The 21659-nt window shown below is 71.9% G+C and carries 19 protein-coding genes; 14 read left to right on the top strand and 5 right to left on the bottom strand.

Translation table 11 applies throughout. From position 1 onward, the window contains the following. Window positions 1-130: 130 nt before the first annotated feature. The 3 genes from lipA to ACZ6A9_RS06500 all read left to right on the top strand — a co-directional run bounded on the left by lipA (window position 131) and on the right by ACZ6A9_RS06500 (window position 2343). Window positions 131-1096: a lipoyl synthase gene (lipA, locus tag ACZ6A9_RS06490; RefSeq protein WP_468979505.1), complete on the top strand. Its 966-nt coding sequence runs from the start codon at window positions 131-133 to the stop codon at window positions 1094-1096. Between the two features lie 279 nt (window positions 1097-1375). Then, complete coding sequence (locus ACZ6A9_RS06495) at window positions 1376-1576, top strand: SCO2195 family GlnR-regulated protein (RefSeq protein ID WP_468979508.1); 201 nt, start codon at window positions 1376-1378, stop codon at window positions 1574-1576. A 59-nt stretch (window positions 1577-1635) separates the two neighbouring features. Next, window positions 1636-2343, top strand: coding sequence for a DUF4191 domain-containing protein (locus tag ACZ6A9_RS06500; protein WP_468979510.1), 708 nt, complete (start codon window positions 1636-1638; stop codon window positions 2341-2343). Between the two features lie 151 nt (window positions 2344-2494). On the opposite strand, the gene ACZ6A9_RS06505 is transcribed toward ACZ6A9_RS06500, so the two are convergent. Further along, a complete protein-coding gene (locus ACZ6A9_RS06505) occupies window positions 2495-2965 on the bottom strand; it encodes an RDD family protein (RefSeq protein ID WP_468979513.1) in 471 nt (156 codons plus the stop codon). 211 nt (window positions 2966-3176) lie between these two features. Here ACZ6A9_RS06505 and glnA point away from each other — a divergent pair, with 211 nt between their 5' ends. The 3 genes from glnA to ACZ6A9_RS06520 all read left to right on the top strand — a co-directional run bounded on the left by glnA (window position 3177) and on the right by ACZ6A9_RS06520 (window position 5445). Further along, entirely contained in the window at window positions 3177-4586 is a 1410-nt protein-coding gene (gene glnA / locus ACZ6A9_RS06510) for a type I glutamate--ammonia ligase (RefSeq protein ID WP_468979518.1), read from the top strand. Window positions 4587-4723: 137 nt separating this feature from the next. Then, entirely contained in the window at window positions 4724-4981 is a 258-nt protein-coding gene (locus ACZ6A9_RS06515) for an SCO2583/SCO2584 N-terminal domain-containing protein (protein WP_468979523.1), read from the top strand. Window positions 4982-5052: 71 nt separating this feature from the next. Continuing rightward, window positions 5053-5445, top strand: coding sequence for a hypothetical protein (locus ACZ6A9_RS06520; protein ID WP_468979528.1), 393 nt, complete (start codon window positions 5053-5055; stop codon window positions 5443-5445). Here ACZ6A9_RS06520 and ACZ6A9_RS06525 read toward each other — a convergent pair. Next, window positions 5433-5747 carry a hypothetical protein gene (locus tag ACZ6A9_RS06525; protein WP_468979531.1) on the bottom strand — a complete coding sequence of 105 codons (315 nt, stop codon included), beginning with the start codon at window positions 5745-5747 and terminating at the stop codon, window positions 5433-5435. The genes ACZ6A9_RS06520 and ACZ6A9_RS06525 overlap by 13 nt on opposite strands. Before the next feature lie 232 nt (window positions 5748-5979). Between ACZ6A9_RS06525 and ACZ6A9_RS06530 the strand changes: the two genes are divergently transcribed. From ACZ6A9_RS06530 to ACZ6A9_RS06555, 6 genes are all read left to right on the top strand, one after another. Then, window positions 5980-6351: an ArsC/Spx/MgsR family protein gene (locus ACZ6A9_RS06530; RefSeq protein ID WP_468979534.1), complete on the top strand. Its 372-nt coding sequence runs from the start codon at window positions 5980-5982 to the stop codon at window positions 6349-6351. A 98-nt stretch (window positions 6352-6449) separates the two neighbouring features. Continuing rightward, window positions 6450-7142 carry an RlpA-like double-psi beta-barrel domain-containing protein gene (locus ACZ6A9_RS06535; protein WP_468979537.1) on the top strand — a complete coding sequence of 231 codons (693 nt, stop codon included), beginning with the start codon at window positions 6450-6452 and terminating at the stop codon, window positions 7140-7142. A 268-nt stretch (window positions 7143-7410) separates the two neighbouring features. Further along, window positions 7411-8439 (top strand): glutamine synthetase, encoded by a 1029-nt coding sequence (gene glnII, locus ACZ6A9_RS06540; protein WP_468979541.1) that lies wholly within the window; start codon window positions 7411-7413, stop codon window positions 8437-8439. Window positions 8440-8722: 283 nt separating this feature from the next. Further along, on the top strand, window positions 8723-9280 hold the full coding sequence (locus ACZ6A9_RS06545) for a winged helix-turn-helix domain-containing protein (protein ID WP_468979548.1): 558 nt from the start codon (window positions 8723-8725) through the stop codon (window positions 9278-9280). A 70-nt stretch (window positions 9281-9350) separates the two neighbouring features. Beyond that, the gene (locus ACZ6A9_RS06550) at window positions 9351-10361 is read left to right on the top strand and encodes an SDR family oxidoreductase (protein WP_468979550.1); all 1011 of its coding nucleotides are present in this window, start codon (window positions 9351-9353) and stop codon (window positions 10359-10361) included. A 275-nt stretch (window positions 10362-10636) separates the two neighbouring features. Then, window positions 10637-12166, top strand: coding sequence for a DUF1996 domain-containing protein (locus ACZ6A9_RS06555; RefSeq protein ID WP_468979553.1), 1530 nt, complete (start codon window positions 10637-10639; stop codon window positions 12164-12166). Between the two features lie 108 nt (window positions 12167-12274). On the opposite strand, the gene ACZ6A9_RS06560 is transcribed toward ACZ6A9_RS06555, so the two are convergent. Further along, complete coding sequence (locus ACZ6A9_RS06560) at window positions 12275-12706, bottom strand: hypothetical protein (protein ID WP_468979555.1); 432 nt, start codon at window positions 12704-12706, stop codon at window positions 12275-12277. Between the two features lie 158 nt (window positions 12707-12864). Between ACZ6A9_RS06560 and ACZ6A9_RS06565 the strand changes: the two genes are divergently transcribed. Together ACZ6A9_RS06565 and ACZ6A9_RS06570 are read left to right on the top strand one after the other, a co-directional pair. Beyond that, the gene (locus tag ACZ6A9_RS06565; protein ID WP_468979558.1) at window positions 12865-14769 is read left to right on the top strand and encodes a hypothetical protein; all 1905 of its coding nucleotides are present in this window, start codon (window positions 12865-12867) and stop codon (window positions 14767-14769) included. Window positions 14770-14833: 64 nt separating this feature from the next. Continuing rightward, window positions 14834-15529: a TetR/AcrR family transcriptional regulator gene (locus tag ACZ6A9_RS06570; RefSeq protein WP_468979560.1), complete on the top strand. Its 696-nt coding sequence runs from the start codon at window positions 14834-14836 to the stop codon at window positions 15527-15529. Window positions 15530-15732: 203 nt separating this feature from the next. Here ACZ6A9_RS06570 and ACZ6A9_RS06575 read toward each other — a convergent pair whose 3' ends face one another. Both ACZ6A9_RS06575 and pulA read right to left on the bottom strand, forming a co-directional pair. After that, a complete protein-coding gene (locus ACZ6A9_RS06575; protein WP_468979562.1) occupies window positions 15733-16092 on the bottom strand; it encodes a 5-carboxymethyl-2-hydroxymuconate Delta-isomerase in 360 nt (119 codons plus the stop codon). Between the two features lie 55 nt (window positions 16093-16147). Next, window positions 16148-21559 carry a pullulanase-type alpha-1,6-glucosidase gene (gene pulA, locus ACZ6A9_RS06580; RefSeq protein ID WP_468979565.1) on the bottom strand — a complete coding sequence of 1804 codons (5412 nt, stop codon included), beginning with the start codon at window positions 21557-21559 and terminating at the stop codon, window positions 16148-16150. Between the last annotated feature and the right edge of the window lie 100 nt (window positions 21560-21659).

The following is a 21659-nucleotide window of genomic DNA, read 5'->3' on the forward strand; positions in this document are numbered from 1 at the left end:
GCCTCGGGCGCCCAGGTCGCGGCGAGAACCGCGGGTGGCCGCCCTCAGCAGGGCCACACCCTCGCCGGGCCTTCACATCCACGGGCGTACGCTTGAGCACGCCGAAGAATCAATCGCTAGGGAGCCGGTCGTGTCCGCAGTCGCACCCGACGGACGCAAGATGCTGCGCCTGGAGGTCCGCAACAGCCAGACCCCCATCGAGCGCAAGCCCGAGTGGATCAAGACCCGGGCGAAAATGGGCCCCGAGTACTCCAAGATGCAGAACCTGGTCAAGAGCGAGGGTCTGCACACCGTCTGCCAGGAAGCCGGCTGTCCGAACATCTACGAGTGCTGGGAGGACCGCGAGGCGACCTTCCTCATCGGCGGCGACCAGTGCACCCGGCGCTGCGACTTCTGCCAGATCGACACGGGCAGGCCCGAGGCGCTGGACCGTGACGAGCCGCGCCGCGTCGGCGAGTCGGTCGTCACCATGGACCTGAACTACGCCACCATCACCGGCGTCGCCCGCGACGACCTGGAGGACGGCGGCGCCTGGCTGTACGCGGAGACCGTGCGCCAGATCCACGCGCAGACGGCCGAGCGCGCCGACGGCCGCACCAAGGTCGAGCTGCTGGCCCCCGACTTCAACGCCGTGCCGGAACAGCTGGCCGAGGTCTTCTCCTCCCGCCCCGAGGTCTTCGCGCACAACGTCGAGACGGTCCCCCGGATCTTCAAGCGGATCCGCCCCGGCTTCCGCTACGACCGCTCCCTGAAGGTCATCACCGAGGCCCGCGACTACGGGCTGGTCACCAAGTCCAACCTGATCCTCGGCATGGGCGAGACCCGGGACGAGGTCAGCGAGGCGCTGAAGCAGCTGCACGACGCGGGCTGCGAACTGGTCACCATCACCCAGTACCTGCGGCCCTCCGTGCGCCACCACCCCGTGGAGCGCTGGGTGAAGCCGCACGAGTTCGTGGAGCTGAAGGAGGAGGCCGAGCAGATCGGCTTCTCCGGTGTGATGTCCGGCCCGCTCGTCCGCTCCTCGTACCGCGCCGGCCGCCTCTACCGGATGGCCGTCGAGAAGCGAGGCACGTACGTGGCCTCCCAAGCCGTCTGAGACCGGCCCCGGAGGCACCACCCCGGGGACACGGACATCGCGTGTGAATTCACGCACAAGGCCCTACCGGCCGGTACCGGCCGAGAGAACGCGGTCCCGACCGTCCTCGCAGATGAGGGCACAGGTCGGGACCGCGTAGGCGTTCCGGGAGCGCCCACCGAGGCTTCATGCCTGTTTGACCGGCTGGTCACGCCCTGGTAACACCAGTCAGTGAGCCTGGAATCACCGCACGTACACCACGTGCCCCCCTACCCGCCCGCACCGAGGGAGACCTCCACCATGCAGGCCGCGCCCGTCCGCGCCACTCCCATCCCGTCCTTCACCACCGCACTGCGCGCCGTCGAGTCACTGCTGATGAGCAGTGGTCAGCGCACCGCCCGCCGCAACGCCTGGACCTCCGTGCTGGAGGACCGCCGGCGCGCCAGGGACCGGGTCGAGACCCAGCGGGTCCTCGACCGGACCGCCTCCCCCCGCCTCTGAGCCCGTCACCCCCGGCACTGCCGTCGAAGGCGCTCCGGGGGGCACGTAGACTTCATCGCATGGCGAGGAAGGAAACCGCAGCGGACGCTGCGAACCCCGGGCGACTGAAGCAGATCGCCCTGACCTACAAGATGACCCGCAGGGCCGACAAGAAGATCGGTCTTGTACTCGCGGCTGTCGGAATCGTCACCTTCGGTGTCTTCCTCGCGATCGGTTTCTTGATCGGGCACCCCATCTATCTCGGCATCCTGGGCTTCCTGCTCGCCTTCCTCGCGACGGCGATCGTGTTCGGGCGCCGGGCCGAGCGGGCGGCCTTCGGGCAGATGGAGGGACAGCCGGGCGCCGCCGCGGCGGTGCTCGACAACATCGGCCGGGGCTGGACGACGACCCCCGCGGTGGCGATGAACCGCAGCCAGGACGTGGTGCACCGCGCGGTCGGCAAGGCCGGCATCGTGCTGGTGGCCGAGGGCAACCCGAACCGGGTGAAGAGCCTGCTGGCGGCCGAGAAGAAGAAGATGAACCGCATCGTCGCGGACGTCCCGGTGCACGACCTGATCGTGGGCACGGGCGAGGGCCAGGTGGAGCTGAAGAAGCTGCGCACGACGATGCTCAAGCTGCCCCGGGTGCTCTCCGGCCCTCAGGTCACCGTGACCAACGACCGGCTGCGCGCCCTGGGCGACCTGATGAGCAACATGCCGCTCCCCAAGGGCCCGATGCCCAAGGGAATGAAGCTGCCGAAGGGCGGCGGCGGCCAGCGGGGCCGCTGACCCCCACCCTTTCGCGGATACGCCGATGGGGGCGCCGGAACCACTTCCGGCGCCCCCATCGGCGTATCCGTCACCTCTCGGGGCTGATCTCAGCTCCGCGCCCCGGCAGCGGGCCCCGGACGGCCGGATCCGCACCCTTCGACGGCGGACCTCAGATCCGCACCTCGACCGTGCGGGCCAGCCGGTCGTGCAGACCGCGCCCGTCGCGGTCCCAGATGAGGGCGGGGACGGCCAGGCACAGCAGGACCGAACGCACCAGCCCGCGCAGCGGCCGCACCCGGCCGCTGTCGAGGGCGACGACCCGCAGCCCGAAGAGGCGCTTGCCCGGGGTGAACCCGACCGTGCCGACGGTCAGGACGCTCAGCACAAGGAACACCAGCAGCGCCCAGTTGCCGGTCGACTGTCCGTCGTAGCCGTCGGTGATGAGACCGTATGCGATCAGCATGCACAGACCCCAGTCCACCGCGAGGGCGCCGAGCCTGCGGCCCGGGCGGGCGATCGAGCCCGGCCCGTCCTCCGGCAGTCCCAGCTGCTCGCCCCGGTAACCGAAGTCGGCACCGGCGTCCTCCAGGGCCGCGCGCGGCCCGGACAGCCATGATCCGATTGCTTGCCTGTTGTCCACCCGTCCACGGTACTGCGCACGGAAATGACCACAGGACGGCGGGGTGCGTCGGGGCTACCGTGGAAGAGGGGCTGGTTAACTTGTGCGAAACAAATGGGTCACGCACGAGAAATGACCCGTCCCTAGGGTCGAGTGCAGCGAGTGCCGCCCACACCCGGCAGCACAGACGATCTACCACCCCGGCGGGACGGTCGGGAGTAGGAGGAGCTGGATGTTCCAGAACGCCGACGACGCCAAGAAGTACCTCGCGGACGAGGACGTCAAGTTCATCGATGTCCGGTTCTGCGACCTGCCGGGTGTGATGCAGCACGTCACGATCCCCGCCGAGGCGTTCGACCCCGACGAGGAGCTCGCGTTCGACGGATCGTCGATCCGCGGGTTCCAGGCCATCCACGAGTCCGACATGTCGCTGCGCGCGGACCTGTCGACCGCCCGCCTCGACCCGTTCCGCCGTGACAAGACGCTGAACATCAACTTCTTCATCCACGACCCGATCACGGGCGAGGCGTACTCCCGCGACCCGCGCAACGTGGCGAAGAAGGCCGAGGCCTACCTGGCCTCCACCGGCATCGCCGACACTGCCTACTTCGGCCCCGAGGCCGAGTTCTACGTCTTCGACAGCGTGCGCTTCAAGACGTCGGAGAACGAGTCCTTCTACCACATCGACTCCGAGGCCGGCGCCTGGAACACCGGGGCCCTGGAGGACAACCGCGGGTACAAGGTCCGCTACAAGGGCGGATACTTCCCGGTCCCGCCGGTCGACCACTTCGCCGACCTGCGCGCCGAGATGTCCCTGGAGCTGGCCAAGGCCGGCCTGAAGGTCGAACGGCAGCACCACGAGGTGGGCACCGCCGGCCAGGCGGAGATCAACTACCGCTTCAACACGCTGCTCGCCGCCGCCGACGACCTCCAGCTCTTCAAGTACATCATCAAGAACGTCGCCTGGCGCAACGGCAAGACCGCGACCTTCATGCCCAAGCCGATCTTCGGTGACAACGGATCCGGCATGCACGTCCACCAGTCGCTGTGGACGGGCGGCGAGCCGCTCTTCTACGACGAGCAGGGCTACGCCGGCCTGTCGGACACCGCCCGCTACTACATCGGCGGCATCCTCCGGCACGCCCCGTCGCTGCTGGCCTTCACCAACCCGACGGTGAACTCCTACCACCGCCTGGTGCCGGGCTTCGAGGCCCCGGTGAACCTGGTGTACTCGCAGCGCAACCGCTCCGCCGCGATGCGCATCCCGATCACCGGATCGAACCCGAAGGCCAAGCGCGTGGAGTTCCGCGCCCCCGACGCCTCCGGCAACCCGTACCTGGCCTTCTCGGCACTGCTCCTCGCGGGCCTGGACGGCATCAAGAACAAGATCGAGCCGGCCGAGCCGATCGACAAGGACCTCTACGAGCTGGCTCCCGAGGAGCACGCCAACGTGGCGCAGGTCCCCACCTCCCTCGGCGCCGTGCTGGACCGCCTCGAGGCCGACCACGAGTTCCTTCTCCAGGGCGACGTGTTCACGCCGGACCTGATCGAGACGTGGATCGACTTCAAGCGCCAGAACGAGATCGCCCCGCTCCAGCTCCGCCCGCACCCGCACGAGTTCGAGCTGTACTTCGACGTGTGATCCTCCCGCGTCACGCCTGCGCCCCCGCCTCCGGTTCTCCGGGGCGGGGGCGCTGTCGTGTGTCCGGAAAGCTTCCCTCTGGGCGGACGGAGAGGGATCCTTGGTCTGACACTGCTGTTCGAGAGAAAGTCACGGGGATGTCCGAAAGGGACGACGAAGAGCGGGAGTTCGACCTCAGGTGGGCGGACGGCGCCGAGCACAAGGAGCCGTCGGCCCGGGCCCGTATGCTCGCCGCGCGCTGGAAGGACAACCCTCCCGGACCGGTCCCGTTCCGTGCCGACCCCGAGCACAGGGGGTCCTCCGGCCGCTCGTCCTGGGTGTCGACGGCCGTGGTCCTCGGCTGCGTCGTCGCGGTGATCGTCCTGCTCGGGTACATCAACTTCCAGCCGTACTGATTGGCCGCGCCCCACGCCCGCGCGGCCTCTACGCTCGTCCGGAGACGGCAGGCCGGCAGGGGTGGGGCGGTATGCACGACGACATCAGGAGCGGCGGGGCGGCGGCCGGCCGGGTCATCCGGGGCGTGCCCCTCACCGAGGCCCTGGACACCGCCGACGCCCTGGCGTGGACCGCGTTCGACCTGGGCGCCCGGGACCTGATCCGCTGCCGGCGCGCGCTGCCGTGGCCGGTCCCCGGCGCGGAGGCGGACTCCCGGCTCGCCCTCGGGCTGTGCCATCCGGACGGTCGGGTGCGTGAGGCGTCGCTGGACGGGGCGGTGGAGCACCCCGTGCTGCTGCCGCTGCTCGCCGTGCGGGCCGGCGACTGGGCCGGGCCGGTGCGCGGCATCTTGAGGCGGTGCCGGGCGCCCCGTACGGCGGGGGCGCCCGGCGCCGGTGCGGGTGTCAGGTGTCAGCGGTTGTAGCGCATGAACGCGCGCACCATGTGGCACGTCGTGTCCGACGGCGGGTGGACGCCGATCAGCGCCGCCGTGCGGCGGATCTTCTCGTTGCGTGCCTGGTTGGGCAGGTAGACGCCGGAGTCGAGCAGGGCGATGGCGAGCCGCATCGCCTTGAGCCGGCGGTTGTGGGTGACGTACCACTCGCGCGGGCGGCCCGCCGGCAGGGGGCTCTTCTCCACCGGGGCGCAGGGCAGTTCGAGCAGCACGGGGCGCGTCGCGGTGGACTGGGTGGGCAGGGGCTTCGGCTTCAGTGCGGCAGCGGGCACGGGCATCCTCCTGTCGCGGTCGGGGCGGTCGGCCGGGGTCCATGACGACCCCGGCGAATCCCTCGAACACTGCTCCCATTCTACTGCCCGGCACTGACAATCAGCAGACCTCCACGAGCCATCAAATGCGCTGGTGAGCACGGGATTTCACGTCTCGCCCCACCGGTCCCGCGTGACACGCGCGCCCGGGCCTGAAATTCGAACAAACAGGGAGCGGCGTACCGTGTGCGGCATGGAGATCTGGATCAATCCGGCCTGTTCGAAGTGCCGTGCCGCCCTCGGCCTGCTCGACGCCGAGGGGGCCGACTACACCGTCCGCCGCTACCTGGAGGAGGTGCCGGGCGAGGACGAGATCCGCGCGGTGCTGGAGCGGCTGGGACTGGAGCCGTGGGACATCACGCGGACCCAGGAGGCCGAGGCGCAGGAGCTGGGACTCGAGGAGTGGGCGCGGGACGCCGGTGCGCGGGACCGCTGGATCGCTGCGCTGGCCGCGCGTCCGAGGCTGATCCAGCGGCCGATCATCACGGCGGACGACGGGACGGCGGTCGTGGCCCGCTCGGAGGAGGCCGTCCGGGACGCCCTCTCCCGCCGAACGAGCGTGTGACACGAGCCACTTCGGCGACTTGGCGGGGCGGCTGAGCAACTCCGTTCGGTATCTCGTACATAGCGGCGTACGCCCCCCTACCTCTTCAGGAGGCGCGCATGTCGCGCAGGAGAAGTCTCGGTCCGAAGAAGAAACTCGCGCTGTTGCTGAGCGCCGCCACGGTGGCGGGCGGCGGTGCCGTCGTCATGGCGACCACGTCGAACGCCACCCCGCCTGCGGCCACCACCAGGTCGGCGGCGGACTCGACGGTCTGTCAGGGCCTGGCCACCGCGCTCGGCAACAACGAGAAGTTCATCGAGGGCCAGCGGGCCGCCCCCGACGCCCAGTCCCAGGCGCGGATCGCCAACCGTGAGGCGGTCATCGCGCAGATCAAGGTGCAGCAGGAGGCGTCCGGGTGCACGGTTGGGGAGTCGGCTCAGGGCTCCCGGACCGCGCAGCCGGAGCAGCCCGCCGCCCCGTCGCAGCCGGCCCAGGGTGACCAGGGCCAGGGCGGCCAGGACCAGGGCGGAGGCCAGGCCGGTGGTGAGGGCGCCGCGGCCTCGGGTGAGCAGGTGTGCAACGGGTCGACCGTCACCCTCTCCGGTGAGGCCGGCGCCCCGGCCGCGTCCAGCAACCAGTTCCCGGCCGGGACGAAGCTGAAGGTCACCAACCTGGACAACGACAAGTCCACGACGGTGGAGGTCACCTCGGTGTCCGGCAGCTGCGTGCTGCTCAACGACGCCGCCTTCGAACAGGTCCGCGAGCCCGGCAAGTTCCTGATACGCCGCGCGGTGATCGAGAAGGTGGGGTGAGGCCCGGATTCCCTCCCGGGGGCCCGCTGCTCACGGTCGGGAGCGGCGGGCCCCCGGCGCGTCCATCGCATACACCGCGCCCCTCCCCGCTCCCCTCCCACTGAGGGGGACGGGGCGCACCGCGGGCCGGTAACACGGGGTTCACATGCGGGCAATGGCCGGGAAATCGCCTGTTGACAAGCTGCGTGCCATCGACGGCGGCGCCCCAGTGCCGCAGCGCCGCAGCACCCGCACAAGCGCGCCAGACCCACCCCGAAGGATGTGGACCGTGAGCTTCAAGGCCGAGTACATCTGGATCGACGGCACCGAGCCGACCGCCAAGCTGCGTTCCAAGACGAAGATCATGGGCGACGACGCCAAGGGCGCGGACCTGCCGATCTGGGGCTTCGACGGGTCCTCCACCAACCAGGCCGAGGGGCACGCCTCCGACCGCGTCCTCAAGCCGGTCTTCGTCTGCCCGGACCCCATCCGCGGCGGTGACGACGTCCTGGTGCTGTGCGAGGTCCTGAACACGGACATGACGCCGCACGCGTCCAACACCCGGGCCGCGCTGGCCGAGGTCGCCGCGAAGTTCGCCGGCCAGGAGCCGGTCTTCGGCATCGAGCAGGAGTACACCTTCTTCAAGGGCGCCCGTCCGCTCGGCTTCCCGGAGGGCGGCTTCCCGGCCGCGCAGGGCGGCTACTACTGCGGTGTCGGCTCGGACGAGATCTTCGGCCGGGACGTCGTCGAGGCGCACCTGGAGAACTGCCTGAAGGCGGGCCTCGGCATCTCCGGCATCAACGCCGAGGTCATGCCCGGGCAGTGGGAGTTCCAGGTCGGCCCGCTGGCCCCGCTGGAGGTCTCCGACCAGCTGTGGGTGGCCCGCTGGCTGCTCTACCGCACCGCCGAGGACTTCGAGGTCTCCGCCACCCTCGACCCCAAGCCGGTCAAGGGCGACTGGAACGGCGCCGGCGCCCACACCAACTTCTCCACCAAGGCGATGCGCGAGGGCTACGACGCGATCATCACCGCGTGCGAGTCGCTCGGTGAGGGCTCCAAGCCGCTGGACCACGTCAAGAACTACGGCGCCGGCATCGACGACCGCCTCACCGGCCTGCACGAGACCGCCCCGTGGAACGAGTACTCCTACGGCGTCTCCGACCGCGGCGCCTCGGTGCGCATCCCGTGGCAGGTCGAGCAGGACGGCAAGGGCTACATCGAGGACCGCCGTCCGAACGCCAACGTCGACCCGTACGTGGTGACCCGTCTGCTGGTCGACACGTGCTGCACCGCGCTGGAGAAGGCCGGCCAGATCTGATCCGTCCCCGCTGTCCTCACGAGGGGCGTCCGCCGTTCACGGTGGGCGCCCCTCGCGTCGTCTGCTTCAATAGGCACATGGCCGGCTACCGCAAGTACGAGGCGACGAGGCGCAGTGACCTCGAGCCGTTCTGGCCGTCCCGTCAGCACCACGACTTCGACCGGGCGTGTTGTCGCGCGACGAACGCGCCGGCCCGCTGACGCCCGGATCTCCTCCCGGCCCTCGGCCGCCGCGCACCGCGTACGTCCCCGACGAACCCTTCGCGCGAAAGAGCTGACGTCCCATGGCGACCTCCCGTTCCCTGTCCTCCGTGCCCTCCGTCTCCCCCGCCGCTGCGGCCCCGCCCCGGCTGCGTGCCGTCGAACGGGACGAGGTGGTGACGGTCGCCGGTCTGCTGCCGCCCGGCGCCACCTGGCTGCCCGCGCCGCCGAACGCGGTGCCCGTGCTGCCCGGGCGGCCCCCGATGGTCGGCTATCTGGTGCTGGTCCCCGCCGACCGGCAGCCGCCGTTCGCGACGGCGGCACCGGAGCCCGCCGAACCCGCCGGTGATCCGCTCGTGCGCGTCGACCCGGTGCAGCGCACCGCCGAGGTGGACGGGCGCCCGCTCGACCTCACCTACCTGGAGTTCGAACTGCTCGCCCATCTGGTGGCGCATCCGGGCCGGGTGCACACCCGGGACCACCTGGTCGGCACGGTGTGGGGCTACGGCCATGTCGGTGACGGCCGGACCGTCGACGTCCACGTCGCCCGGCTGCGCCGCAAACTGGGAGCCGAGCACCGGGACACGATCCGCACGGTGCGCCGGGTCGGCTACAAGTACGTCCCGCCGGCGGGTCGCTGAGCGGACGGCACGGTCTGCCGTCAGCAGATTGCCGTTCCGTCCCGCCGCCCGGGCGGGCAGAGTCGCCGGTATGAGACTTCTGTTGCTGGGTGGTACGGAGTTCGCGGGCCGGGCCGTCGCCGAGGCGGCCGTGGGGCGGGGCTGGGAGGTGACCGTCTTCCACCGGGGCCGGCACGAGGCCCCGGCGGGCGTGCGGACGCTGCGGGGCGACCGGACCGCGCTCGACGGTCTGGCGGCGCTCGACGAGGACCCCGGTGAGTGGGACGCCGTCGTCGACACCTGGTCGGCCGCGCCGCGCGCGGTGCGGGACACGGCACGGCTGCTGCGGGACCGCGCCGGACGGTACGTGTACGTGTCGAGCTGCTCGGTGTACGCGTGGGCCCCGCCCGCCGGGTACACCGAGCAGGCTCCGGTGGTGGAGGGCGCCTCCCCCGACGCGGACCTCACGGACTACGCGCGGGACAAACGGGGCGGGGAGCTGGCCGCCGTGGACGCCTTCGGCGCGGACCGGTCGCTGCTGGTGCGGGCCGGACTGATCCTCGGGCCGTACGAGAACGTGGGGCGGCTGCCCTGGTGGCTGAACCGGACGGCGCGCGGCGGCCCGGTCCTCGCCCCGGGCCCGGGCGAGCTGCCGCTGCAGTACGTCGACGTCCGCGACCTCGCGGAATGGATCCTCGGGGCGGCCGAGCAGGGGCTGAGCGGGCCGTACAACCTGATGTCGCCGCAGGGGCACGCGACGATGCGCGAGCTGCTGGAGGCCTGTGTGCGGGCTACCGGCGGCTCCGCCGAGCTGCGGTGGACACCGCCGGAGACGGTCCTCGGGGCGGGCATCGAGCCGTGGACGCAGTTGCCGGTGTGGGTGCCGCCGGGCAGCGACCTGCACGACGCGCTGCACTCGGCGGACGTCTCCCGGGCGGTCGCGGCCGGGCTGCGCTGCCGCCCGGTCGCCGAGACCGTGGCCGACACCTGGCGCTGGCTGACGGAGATCGGCGGCACCGCGCCGCAGCGGCCGGACCGGACGACCCTGGGGCTCGATCCGGCGGTGGAGGCGAAGGTGCTGGGCATCACCGGGGAGGTATAGACAGCACCACCTCCCCGGCGGTCGCGGGCCGGCTGGTGCCGAGGGAACGGGCGGCCGCCGGGCACACCGCCGCTTCACCCCGGGTGTCTGCTCCGCAACTCCCGGTGCCACAGCGCTTGTTGACACCCCCGTGGCGTACTGACTTTCCATCGATTCACGGGACGGGTGAACACCCGTGGGGCGGCTTCCGTACTCAAGGGAGCCGCTTCACTCCTGTCGGGCCGCTCGACGCCCCGCAATGGGATGCCCCCGTAAGGAAGGTCAAGAGGAGTTCCATGGGACGCAACACAAGAAAACGTCGGATGCCGCTGGCGACCAAGGTGACCGCCGGGGCGGCGGCCCTGGCGCTCGGCGGGGGCGGGCTGGTCTGGGCGAACTTCTACGCCTCGGCTCACGAGGACGGAGGTCACCACAACCGGACGAAGTCGAGGAGCGCGCAGGTCGCGACGATCAACTGTCCGGACGTCGGCCAGAAGCTGACCAGGGTGCCGCGCAGCGCCCGCAAGGGCGTCGCGAAGGAACTGGCGGCGCTCGACCGGCAGATCACCGACGCCTACACGCGTCTGGCGGAGACCCGCCAGGCCCAGGCCGGCGACCCGAACTACGTCGACAACGCCATCCTCGGGCCGCTGAAGTCCAAGCGGACGGCCACCCTGGACCGCATCGGCATCAACATCAACCGGGCGGGCGGCAAGGCGCCGCGCGACTTCGGCCGGTTCGCCCCGTGCCAGGGCGTGCCCGTCGACCAGGGCAACGGCAACGGCGGCCAGGACCAGGGTGGTGGCGGCCAGGACAACGGCGGCGGACAGGACGGCGGCCAGGACAACGGCGGCGGACAGGACAACGGCGGCGAGCAGGGCAACGGCGGACAGGCCCAGAACGGGCCCGTGGCGGACGACTTCATCAGGATCGAGGACGTCCCGCCGAACTCCCGCAACCTGCCCAACGGTCTGGCGGCGAACGGCGACGGCGGTTCGACGGGCTCCTTCACCACCGCGTGCGGCACCAACGAGAACGCGCTGCGCAACTCGGACAACGTGATCGTCGCCCCCGGCGTCAGCAACGGTGCGCAGCACCAGCACGACTACGTCGGCAACCAGGCCAACACCGCCTTCGCCAGCGACCAGGACCTGGCGAACGGCGACACCACCTGCCAGAACCAGGGCGACCGGTCGTCGTACTTCTGGCCGGTGCTGCGGATCCAGGACGGTACGCAGGACATCGACCAGGGCCGGCCGGGCGGCGGCCAGGACGGCAACGTCGGCAAGATCGTCGCGCCCTCCGCGGCGGAGCTGAAGTTCGTCGGCAACCGCACGGGCGACGTCGTGGCGATGCCGAGGGCGCTGCGCATCATCACCGGTGACGCGAAGGCCTTCACCAACGGCCTGAACAACGCCAACACCGCCTGGAGCTGCACCGGCTTCGAGGACCGGCAGGTGACGGACAAGTACCCGATCTGCCCCGAGGGCAGCAGCGTGGTGCGGACCTCCGCCTTCCAGAGCTGCTGGGACGGCCAGAACATCGACAGCGCCAACCACCGCACGCACGTCGACTTCGTCGAGGCGGACGGCACCTGCTCGAACGGCTTCCAGGCCATCCCCCAGCTCCAGGTCCGCCTGGTGTACGACGACATCCCGGCCCCGCAGATCCAGGACGGGCAGGTCGTGAACCCGTTCGCCGTGGACTCCTTCCCGGAGCAGCTGCACAAGCCGATCACCGACCACAACGACTTCATCAACTTCTTCGACGAGGACCTGATGAACCAGATGGTCGAGTGCATCAACAGCGGCCAGGACTGCCAGTAGTCCGGTAGTCCGGTAGTCCGGTAGTCCGGTAGTCCGGTGACGTGACGCCGAAGAGGCCGGCGGTGGGGCCCCCACCGCCGGCCTCTTCGGCCGTCCGCGCCCGCCGGGTCAGCCGTGGTGGCCGCCCCGGTTGTGACTGCCGCCGGGGTTCATGTGCTCGGAGCCCTCCTCCATGGTCCCGCCGAGGGTGCTCCGCAGGGCCGTGACGGTCCTCTCCTCGCCCACGGCCACCCACTTGCGGCCGACGAGGTAGTAACCGCCGTAGTCCTTGGCCGTGTTGAGCCACTCGCGCTGGCCGCGGTCGGTGGCGAAGGTGGCGAGGACGTACTTCTCGCCGCCCTTCTCGCACAGCGCCTGGCGGATCGTGTCGGCGTCGGTCTGCATGTCCGGCTCGCACTTCGCCTCGGCGGCCAGGTGTTCCAGGCTGCCCGTCGCGGTGGGCGGCACCCGGTCCTCGTCCGTGCCGCCGGATCCGCAGCCCGCCAGTGCCAGGGCCGCCACCGCGCCGGTCAGCGCGAGCATCGGTCGGGTCACCCTCATGTGTTCCTCCGGTCCTTGACGGCGACATCGTGACGGCGACACGCCGCACGGAGCCCCGGCGCGGGGCCCTCGGCCTCCCATACGGACACGGTGGCCGCCGTGCTCACCTCACGGGCCGGGTCAGGTGACCATCCGCCCGTTCGGTCGTTCTGCTGGGCGTGCAGTCACAGGATGCCGCCCAGCCCGCCGCGCCCTCCCCTCCGGCCGGTCCGGTCGTCGACGTCGAGCAGGCCGAGGCCGCTCTCGTCGAGCACTATCCGCGGCTGGTCCGGCTCGCCTACCTGGTGCTGCCCTCCTCCATGGGCCGGCGCCGGCGGGTCCTCACCGCGCACGGCCTGGTGCAGCGGGCGCTGCCCCGCGGCCGCACCCCCGCGCCGCTGATCCCCGCCCAGCAGGCCGGCCGGACCGGCGACCCGGGGTACGCGCTGGTCCGGCTCCAGGTGCTGCGCACGGCGCTGGGGCGCGGGGCCCGCGGCGGCCGCTGGGCGCCGCTGCCGCCCCTGCCGCGGGTGTGGGGACTGAGCCTGTTCCCGCGTCCCGGCGGCGCCGGCGAACTCGCCCTGGACCAGCGGATGGCGGCCCTGTCCGGCCCGGCACGTGCCGCCCACGTGCTGCGCGGCCTCGAGCGGCTCCCGGACGGTGACGTCACCGAGGTGCTCCTGGCCGCGGGCGTCGCCGACGTGGAGGGCGCGCTGGTGGAGGCCGACGGGATTCCCGACCCGTACCGGCTGCTGGACTCCCCCGAGTTCGACCCCTGCTCGCTGCAGGCCCGGCCGCCGGACCTGCTGCGCCGCCGCCGGCACCTGAGGGCCGCGCTGGTCGGCGGGGCCGCGCTGGCGGTGTGCGGGACGCTGCTCGCGCTGCCGGGCGGCGGCTGGGGCGCGGACGGTGCCGCCGCTCCCCCGTACGCGCAGAACCCGGCGGCGCGGGCCGCGCTGGACCCCGGGAAGCTGACCCGGGTCTCCCCCGCCGCGTGGAAGACCTCCGCGCGCACCGACTTCTCCGTGTGGCCGGCGCGCGGCGAGCGCACCGGCGACCGGGCACTGCTGCGCCGCGCGCTGGCCGTGTGGGCGCGGCCCGGGAAGAGCGTGCGGGTGTCGGCGACCCCGGGCACCCCCGCCGGCGGGCCCGCGGGACCGCCCCAGCTGCTGTACGCGGGGACGGTCGACACCGCGCGGGTGGTGATCCTCTACGACGGTCTGCGGGTCGTCCGCTACGCGGAACCCGAGGAGGGCACCGAGGGTGCCGTGCTGGACCTCGCCCGCGCCGACGGTGCGGGGAGGGCCGGGTCGGGCGCGGTGGTGCTGAGCCGGGCCGACGGCAACGTCCGCTACCTGACCGCACCCTGGGTGCGCCGGGCCGCCGAGCGGGACCTGCGCGGGCCGGGCTCCGGCGCGATGGCCCTGACCCTCGTCGACGGGGTGACCTCGCCCCTGGCGAGCCCCGCGCTGCGGGAGGGTCCCTGCACGTCGTGGAACGTGCTGCGCCTGAGCGACGGCACGGGCACCCGGATGCTGACCGACCTGGGCGAGCTGGTCCCGGCCCGGCTGACCGCGGGGCCTCCCGGGGCACCGCGGGACGCCTCCGGCGCGAAGGCGCTGCGCACCTGGGCGCCGTACGCCTGCTCGCTGGCCGCGGTGCGCTCGGCGGGGGTGCGGAGCGTGAACGCCTGGGCGTTCGCGGAGCAGCCGCTGCCCGGGGCGGCGGGGGCGGCGCAGTGGGTGTGCACGCGGGCCGAGACCTGGCGGGGCGGCGGGGCCAGGGTGCTGGCGCAGTTCCTCGCGCCGGGTGCGCGGGCCGGGGCGGTGGCGGCGAAGGCGCAGGACGTGCCGGAGTGCGGGAAGCGGGAGCCGCGGGTGCTCGCCGGGGTGCTGTGGAGGTCGGGGGCGGGCGGCTGGTACCTGCTGGCCGCCGGCAGCCGCGACACCGCGTCGGTCAGGGCGACGGGCGGCGTCGAGGGGTCGGCCGGGGGCCACCTGCTGACCGTCCGCGCCGCGCAGGGTGCCCGGGCGGACCTCCGGGGGAGACTGGAGGACGGGCGGTCGGTCAGCGGGCTGCGCTGAGGGTGTGAACACCGTCGGCCGGTCCGGACCGTTCGCGGCCGAATTCGATCGGTAAGGTGTGCGCATGACTACCGGGGCGCGTCGCAGGATGGGAGTGGAGGAGCGGCGGCAGCAGTTGATCGGCGTGGCCCTCGAACTGTTCAGCCGGCGCTCCCCCGACGAGGTCTCCATCGACGAGATAGCGGCGCGGGCCGGCATCTCGCGCCCGCTGGTCTATCACTACTTCCCCGGCAAGCTCAGTCTGTACGAGGCCGCGTTGAGGCGTGCCTCGGAGGATCTGGCGTCCCGGTTCGTGGAGCCGCACGAGGGCCCGCTGGGATCACGGCTGCGGCGGGTGATGGCCCGGTTCTTCGACTTCGTCGAGGAGCACGGCCCCGGTTTCGCCGCCCTGATGCGCGGCGGCCCGGCGGTGGGGTCCTCGGCCACCAACGCGCTGGTCGACTCCGTACGGCAGGCCGCGTACGACCAGATGCTGTCGCACCTGGGGGTGGTGGGCCCGGCGCCGGCCCGGCTGGAGCTGGTCGTACGGTCCTGGGTCTCGCTCGTCGAGTCGACCGCGCTGATCTGGCTGGACGGGCGGCGGGTGCCGCGCGAGGAGCTGGAGGCGCAGCTGGTGCAGGACTTCGCCGCGCTCGCCGCCGTCGCCGCCTCCCGCGACGAGGAGCTGGCCGCGCTGCTGCGCGCGCTGCTGAAGAACGAGCCGGGGGACGGGCCGTTCACCGACCTGGCGGTCCGGCTGATCGCGCTGGCCGGTCCCTGAGTCCGGAACCGGAGGTGCGGGAACCGCGGGCCCGGGAACGGCGGGCCGGTGAAAGCACCGCGGCCGGGCCTCCCGCCGAGCCGGACGGACCGGCGGGGCCGGCGGCCGGCCCCGCCGAGGCGGACGAGGACGGCATCCCGGTGCGGCCGGCCTGGCTGGGCCGCCGCGGCCCGTCGTGCCCCCCTCCGCCGGCCCGAGCGGGCCTACTCGCCCTCGAACTTCCGGTACGACGCGTCCAGCTCCCGCACCTCGGCGGAGGCGTGCAGCGTCTGCCCCTCGGACGGCTTGACGTACTGCCGCAGCAGGTCCAGCACGGCCTCGGTGAGACGGGCCTTGGTCTCGTCGCTGCGGCCGGCCAGCAGGGCGATGTGGACGTGCACGAGGGCGTGCCCGTCGGTGTCGGGGCCGACCACGACGTCCTCGGTGCGCCGGAACCGCGTCTTGCACGCCGGCGGCCTGGCGGCCGCGATCTCCACCACGGCGGTGTGCAGGTCCCGCGCGAACGCGGGCCGGTCGAAGCCGTCCGTGAGCCGCTCGGAGTAGTCGACGGTGATCTGCGGCATGAGCCCTCCTGTTCAAGGTCAGGAGGGCTCACCCTAACCGCAGTGTCCTACGGGGTCAGCCGGCGGTGGTGAACACCGCGACCGTGCGCGCCGGAACGGTGAACGTGCCGGTCCCCTTCGCGTACGACGAGGTCTTCACGACCGCGTCCCCGCCCGCCGCCTGCACCGGGTGCAGCCGGTAGCCGGTCCCGGCGAGCGCGGCCACGGACTGCTCCTGCCGCTTGGGCGTGGCGTTGAAGACCACGACCAGGCCGCCGAGCCTCATGGTGATCACGCCGGGCGTCTCGTCCTTCCCGGAGAGCGGGAAGGAGAGCCGGGACTGCACCTGGGCCGCGGTGCCGAGGGAGAAGACCTTCTCCGTCGTGCGGATCCTCAGCAGGTCCTGGTACGCGGCCGTGGTGCCCTGGATCTGCGGGCAGCCGACCCGCACCGAGCCCAACAGGGGCTTCGCGTAGGGCCACTTGTCCTCGTTGTCGGCGGCCGGCGGCAGCCCCCGGCCGAAGCCGTTGCCGGCGGCGCAGTTCCAGTGGATGGCGTTGAACCAGTCGCCGCTGTCGTAGGAGTTGCGGTCCAGCGACTTGGAACGCAGCAGGTCGGTTCCCGCCTGGGACAGCGCCGGGCCCTGGGAGAGGGTGGCCGTCGCCATGGCGAGGACCTGCATGCGGGCCCGGTCGCCGGCCGGGGTGTCCTTCGGCAGCTTGAAGGCGAGCGCGTCGAACAGCGACTCGTTGTCGTGCGCGTCCGCGTAGGCGAGGGCGTCACCGGGTACGGCCGCGTATCCGGCGGGTGCGCCGTTGTAGTCGACCTGGGAGCCCTTGACCTCCTTGCCGCTGGTGTCGGTGAAGGTGTAGCCGGCGAGGTTGCCGGAGAGCCCGACCTTGATCAGGTCCTGGTAGTGCAGGAGGCGGGCCTTCTGCTCGGCCTCGGTGCCGTTGCCCTTCGAGGAGTTGGGGTCGGTGTAGAGGCCGGAGGCGAAGCCCTGCACGCCGGGGTCCTCGTCGAAGGGGCCGCCGCCGCGCACGGCGTCACGGGCCCGGTCGGAGAAGGTGGCGATGCCGGTGCCGGCCATGTTCTGCTGCGTGGCCTGCTCGAAGCGGACGTCGTCGGCGATCTCGCCGAAGTTCCAGCCCTCCCCGTACAGGATGATCTTCTTGCCGTCGACGCCGTCCTTCTTGAGGGTGAGCGCGTCGAGGGCCTCGCGCACGGCGAGCATGTTGGCCTTCGGGTGGTGGCCCATGAGGTCGAAGCGGAAGCCGTCGACCTTGTACTCCCTGGCCCAGGTGACGACCGAGTCGACGACGAGCTTGCCCATCATGGCGTTCTCGGGTGCCGTGTTGGAGCAGCAGGTGCTGTTGGCGACGGAACCGTCGGCGAGCAGCCGCTGGTAGTAGCCGGGCACGATCCGGTCCAGGACCGAGGTCTGCGCCTGGCCGTGGGACGCGGTGTGGTTGTAGACCACGTCCATGACGACCCCGAGGCCCTCCTCGTTGAGCGCCTTGACCATCTCGCGGAACTCGACCGTGCGGGCGGTGCCGTCCGGGTCGGTGGCGTAGGAGCCCTCGGGGACCGTGTAGTGGTACGGGTCGTAGCCCCAGTTGTAGGCGTCCTTGGCGGCGGCCTTCGCCACGCACTCCTGCTGCCGGGCGGAGTCGGCCGGGTGGGAGGCGAGGTCGCAGTCGACGGTCGCCTGGTCGGACTTCTTCTCGGGGATGGTGGCGATGTCGAACGCGGGCAGCAGGTGCACGTAGGAGGTGCCGGACTCCGCCAGCTCCCGCAGGTGCCTGCTGCCGTCGCTGTCCTTGTCGGTGAAGGCCAGGTAGGTGCCCGGGTTCTTCGCCGTGCGGTCCTCGACGGAGAAGTCGCGGATGTGCAGTTCCTGGATCTGGGCGTCCTTCAGCGGCACCGCCTTCGGCTTGGCGAGGGAGGTCCAGCCCTTGGGGGCGAGGCGCCGGTCGGCGAGGTCGACGACGAGGCTGCGCTCGGAGTCGGTGGTCAGGGCGACCGAGTAGGGGTCGGTGACCGTGTTGGTGGTGATCTCGCGGGTGCTGGGCGCCCACACCTCGACCTTGTACCGGTACTCCTCGCCCTTCCAGGAGGGCGGGCCGGTGACGGACCAGACGCCGGTGCCGTCGTCGCGGCGCATGCGCACGGTGCGGTCGCCGATCTCCAGCGACACGTTCCGTGCGGTGGGGGCCCACACGGAGAGGGTCGGGCGGCCGCCCTGGAAGACCGGGCCGAGCCTCGCCTTCGTGGCGCCGGCGGCGTAGAGGTCGTCGAGGACGCCTGCGGTCTGCACGCCGGTCGCCGCGAGCACGGCGCCGTTCGCCGCGTGCTGGGTGGCGACGACCTGGCCGCGCAGGGCCTCGCGCACCCGGTCCCGGTCACGCGGGTCGACGGACCAGGCGGTGCCCTGGGCGAGGTGCGGGAACTGCGCCTTCTGGGCGTCCGTGAGGGCCGTCTTCGTCAGGCGCAGCCAGCGGGCGTCGCCGCTCTGCAGCGTCCCGTCCCGGACCGTGACGGAGCCGGTGCGGGAGGCGAGGAGCTGGGTGGAGGCGGCGGCCTCGGAGCCGTCCCAGACGAGGGTGTCCCGGTCGATCCAGACCGCCTTGGAGGTGGTCAGGTCGAGGGCGGCCGCCGAGCCGGCGGGCTGCGGCAGCAGGTACTTCTCCTGGCCGCTCACCAGCCACACCTCGTGGCCGTTGGCCTTGAGGTCGAGCGACTGGTCGGTCGGGAGGTCCTTCTCGTCGCCCTTGTGGAGGATGTAGCTGAGGCTGGTGGCACCCGCGGCGAGCGGCACCTCGAAGACAGCGCCATAGGGGTCAGTCTTCACCGGCTCCAGGGGGTTCGACCAGTCGGTGGGCTCCGCGGCACCGGTCCAGGTGTGCAGGCCCCAGCCGTCGTAGTTCCCGTCCGCGCGGTGGTAGTGCAGGACCGCCTTGGTGGTGTCCTGGGCCGGGTACTCGGGCCGTTCGGTGACGACGGGTTCCTTGCCCTGCTCGATCCAGACCTCGCCCGCCTTGGTGAGGTCGATCGTGCGGTCGGTGGCGACGTCCTTGTTGCCGTCCTTGTCGATGACGAGGAAGCCCAGGTCGGACGCGCCGGGCTTGAGCTTGACGTAGGCGAAGGCGCCGTAGGCGTCGCGGCCGGTGAAGGGGTGGCTGTCCGGCCATTCGGTGGCCTCGCCGTCCGCGAGGTCGCCCCAGGCGTACAGGCCCCAGTCCTCGTAGTCGCCGTCGGCGCGCTGGTAGTGGACGACCGCGTAGTCGCGGGTGGCGGCGGTGGGCGGCTCCGTCACGGGCGGCGTGCCGGTGGTGGAGGCGGCCAGGGCGCTCGCGGTGCGGCCGGCCGAGTCGATGACGACGGCCTTGTAGCGCAGGGCGGTCCCGGCGGGCACGTCCTCGCCGATGGTGTGGGTGACCTTGTGGGGGGCGTGGTCGGCGGAGCCGAGGGTGCGCCACTTCCCGTCGCCGGTCTGGGCGGCGAAGACGACCCGGTTGAGCTGTCCGCCCGAGACGTCGGCGGTGAGCTCGACGGTGCCGGTGGCGCCGGCCTCGGGGGCCTTCAGGGTGACCGTGGGCTTCGCGGCGGGCTTGCCGAGCGGGCCGGATGCCTTGAGGACGATCGCCGAGCCCGCCGGGACGGTGACGGTGATCTTCTTGTCGGCGTCGCTGGTGACGGTGGCGTCGGTGCCGTACAGGCCCGTGAAGGCCATGCGGGCGGAGCCGGTCGGGAAGGTGGCCCGCTTCGCCTCACCGGCGTTGTTGAAGGCGACGACGTACTCGGTGGTGTCCTTGCCGGTGGCCGTGCGGGAGAAGGCGTAGACGCCCGCGCCGTCGGCGGCGTACCGCTCCTGCTGGATGCCGTCGGTCAGGGCCGGGTGTGCCCCCCGCAGCTTCGCGAGGGCGCTGATCTGCCGGTAGAGCGGCGAGCGCGTGTCGTAGGTGTCCTCGGCGTGGGTGCGGTCGGAGCCGATCAGGTCGTCGTCCAGGTAGTCGGCCGTGCGGGAGGCGAAGAGGGTCTGGCGGGCGTCCTTGTCGCCGCCGGCGCCGGTGAAGCCCTGCTCGTCGCCGTAGTAGACGACCGGGTTGCCGCGGCTGAGGAACATCAGCTCGTTGGCGAGCATGTCCTTCTTCAGCAGTTCCGCGTCGGACGCCTTGGGGTTGTCCTGCTTCAGGAACGTCCCGATGCGGCCCATGTCGTGGTTGCCGAGGAAGGTGACCTGCTCGTAGGCGTTGGCCCGGTCGGTCGTGTACTTGTGGTCGGCGCCGAAGACGGAGGCGAGCTTCTTGGCGCTGCCGCCCTGCGAGGCGTACTGGCGGGCCGCCTCCTGGAAGGGGAAGTCGAGCGTGGCGTCGAGGCGGCCCTCGGTGACGTAGGGGGCGGTGACGTCGGTGTCGGCGGAGTAGACCTCGCCGAACATGAAGAAGTCGTCCCGGCCCTGCTTGGCCGCGTAGGCGTCCAGGGCGGTGGCCCACTGGGTCCAGAACTCCATGTTGACGTGCTTCACGGTGTCGATCCGGAAGCCGTCGATGTCGAAGTCCCTGACCCAGCGCTGGTAGATCTTCTCCATGCCGTCGACGACCTCGGGACGCTCGGTCCACAGGTCGTCGAGGCCGGAGAAGTCGCCGTACTCGCTGGACTCACCGGCGAAGGTGGAGTCGCCGCGGTTGTGGTACATCGCCGGGTCGTTGAGCCAGGAGGGGACCTTGACCCGCTTCTTCGCGTCGGGCACCACGGGGGTGCGCGGGAAGGAACCGGTGTCCACGCGCGGGAACGGGCGGGTGCCGTCGGCGTAGTCGGTGTCGTCGAAGGGCTCGCCGTCCTTGGTCAGGTACGGGAAGGCGCCCTTGGAGAGGTAGCCGTAGGACTTCTCCTCGTAGTCGACGACGTCGGCGGTGTGGTTGGTGATGACGTCGAAGAAGACCTTCATGCCCTTGGCGTGGGCCTTGTCGATGAGGGTCTCGAGGTCCTTGTTGGTGCCGAAGTGCGGGTCGACCTGAGTGAAGTCGGTGATCCAGTAGCCGTGGTAGCCGGCCGAGGCGTCCTTGCCGGTGCCCTGCACGGGCTGGTTCTTGAAGATGGGCGCCATCCAGATGGCGGTGGTGCCGAGCCCCTTGATGTAGTCGAGGTTCTTCGTCAGGCCCTTGAGGTCGCCGCCCTGGTAGAAGCCCTTGTCGGTGGGGTCGTACCCGTGGGCGAGGCGTGAACCGGTCAGTCCGCCGCGGTCGTTCTTCGGGTCGCCGTTGGCGAAGCGGTCCGGCAGGACGAAGTAGAACTGCTCGCGGGTCAGGTCGTGTCGCGCCGGCGACGTGGCGAGCCGCGCGTCCGAGGGGGGCGCGGGCGGGGTGGCGGCGCGGGCCGCGAGCGGCTGCACGAGCGCCGCGGCGAGCGCGGCCACGGTGACGGCGGCGACGCGCCGCCCCCGTGCGGTGCGGCGCCCCGGGGGCGCGGTCCATCTGGGTATCAAGGCGTGAACTCCTTGCGCTTACGGCTCATTGGGTCCGACCCCACGCCACGGCACGGCCTGTTTCGGCCACGTCACCGGAGCGTCGGCGTGACGGTATCGC

The sequence above is a fragment of the Streptomyces sp. NPDC041124 genome (assembly GCF_055592385.1).

Coding starts and splice junctions, on each gene's coding strand:
- ACZ6A9_RS06570 (WP_468979560.1), top strand. CDS start 14,834: ATGACTACCGGGGCGCGTCGCAGGATGGGAGTGGAGGAGCGGCGGCAG.
- ACZ6A9_RS06555 (WP_468979553.1), top strand. CDS start 10,637: ATGGGACGCAACACAAGAAAACGTCGGATGCCGCTGGCGACCAAGGTG.
- ACZ6A9_RS06495 (WP_468979508.1), top strand. CDS start 1,376: ATGCAGGCCGCGCCCGTCCGCGCCACTCCCATCCCGTCCTTCACCACC.
- ACZ6A9_RS06545 (WP_468979548.1), top strand. CDS start 8,723: ATGGCGACCTCCCGTTCCCTGTCCTCCGTGCCCTCCGTCTCCCCCGCC.
- glnA (WP_468979518.1), top strand. CDS start 3,177: ATGTTCCAGAACGCCGACGACGCCAAGAAGTACCTCGCGGACGAGGAC.
- ACZ6A9_RS06500 (WP_468979510.1), top strand. CDS start 1,636: ATGGCGAGGAAGGAAACCGCAGCGGACGCTGCGAACCCCGGGCGACTG.
- ACZ6A9_RS06530 (WP_468979534.1), top strand. CDS start 5,980: ATGGAGATCTGGATCAATCCGGCCTGTTCGAAGTGCCGTGCCGCCCTC.
- ACZ6A9_RS06575 (WP_468979562.1), bottom strand. CDS start 16,092: ATGCCGCAGATCACCGTCGACTACTCCGAGCGGCTCACGGACGGCTTC.
- ACZ6A9_RS06550 (WP_468979550.1), top strand. CDS start 9,351: ATGAGACTTCTGTTGCTGGGTGGTACGGAGTTCGCGGGCCGGGCCGTC.
- ACZ6A9_RS06560 (WP_468979555.1), bottom strand. CDS start 12,706: ATGAGGGTGACCCGACCGATGCTCGCGCTGACCGGCGCGGTGGCGGCC.
- ACZ6A9_RS06520 (WP_468979528.1), top strand. CDS start 5,053: ATGCACGACGACATCAGGAGCGGCGGGGCGGCGGCCGGCCGGGTCATC.
- ACZ6A9_RS06515 (WP_468979523.1), top strand. CDS start 4,724: ATGTCCGAAAGGGACGACGAAGAGCGGGAGTTCGACCTCAGGTGGGCG.
- ACZ6A9_RS06535 (WP_468979537.1), top strand. CDS start 6,450: ATGTCGCGCAGGAGAAGTCTCGGTCCGAAGAAGAAACTCGCGCTGTTG.